Source organism: Alcanivorax sp. HI0044, from assembly GCF_001634945.1.
This window is the reverse complement of the sequence record NZ_LWEZ01001635.1, coordinates 1-1,002: the sequence shown is the minus strand read 5'-3', so window position 1 is coordinate 1,002 and position 1,002 is coordinate 1. Positions and strand designations below refer to the sequence as shown.

1 protein-coding gene and 1 pseudogene are annotated in these 1,002 nt (G+C 55.0%); both read right to left on the bottom strand.

Translation table 11 applies throughout. The features are described from left to right. Window positions 1-94 (bottom strand): annotated as a pseudogene (locus tag A3730_RS30645) (elongation factor Ts); the annotation flags it as partial. 66 nt (window positions 95-160) lie between these two features. After that, a complete protein-coding gene (rpsB, locus tag A3730_RS24575; protein ID WP_039925878.1) occupies window positions 161-919 on the bottom strand; it encodes a 30S ribosomal protein S2 in 759 nt (252 codons plus the stop codon). Window positions 920-1,002: the final 83 nt, after the last annotated feature.

Sequence of the window (1,002 nt, the reverse complement as noted above, 5' to 3'; positions counted from 1 at the left end):
CATCTGCTTCAACCAGCGCCTTCTTGCACTCCATCATGCCAAGACCGGTACGCTCACGAAGCTCTTTAACCATTGCAGCAGTAACAGCAGCCATGATTATCCTCTTAACTTTGGTATGTTTCGGTAAAGCGGGCGAGCCAGCGGCTCGCCCACCGATAGATTAACCTTCGGCTTTTTCGCCCTGGGCTTCATCTGCTACCTCGACGAACTCGCTCTCGCCACCGGTCTGGTTCTGGGCGTACTGCTTGCCTTCCAGAATCACGTCAGCTGCGGCTTTCACATACAGCTGAATGGCGCGGATTGCGTCGTCGTTGCCGGGAATGACGTAATCAACGCCGTCCGGGTTGGAGTTGGTATCAACCACTGCAACAACCGGGATCCCCAGCTTGCGAGCTTCCTGCAGCGCGATGTCTTCGTGATCCACGTCGATCACGAACAGTGCGTCAGGCAGGCCGCCCATGTCCTTGATACCACCGATAGAACGCTCGAGCTTGTCCATCTCGCGCTTGCGCATCAGGGCTTCTTTCTTGGTCAGTTTGTCAAAAGTGCCATCCTGGAACTGGGCTTCCAGCTCACGATAACGCTTGATGGACTGACGAATGGTTTTCCAGTTGGTTAGCATGCCGCCCAACCAACGGTGATCCACATAGGGCATACCGCAACGCTGGGCTTCTTCGCTCACCGCTTTCTGCGCCGCACGCTTGGTACCAACAAACAGGATCTTGTTGTTGCTGGCCGCCAGCTTGTTCAGGAACGCCATGGCGTCGTTGAACAGGGGCAGGGTCTGCTCCAGGTTGATGATGTGAATCTTGTTGCGGGCGCCGAAGATGTAAGCATTCATCTTCGGATTCCAGTAACGGGTTTGGTGACCGAAGTGCACGCCCGCTTTCAGCATATCGCGCATAGTTACGCTAGACATTGTTAGTACTCCACTTTGGGTTAGGCCTCCACGCCCCCGCATAAACCCAACCAAATCGGTCCAACTTACAGACCAGAAGGCAC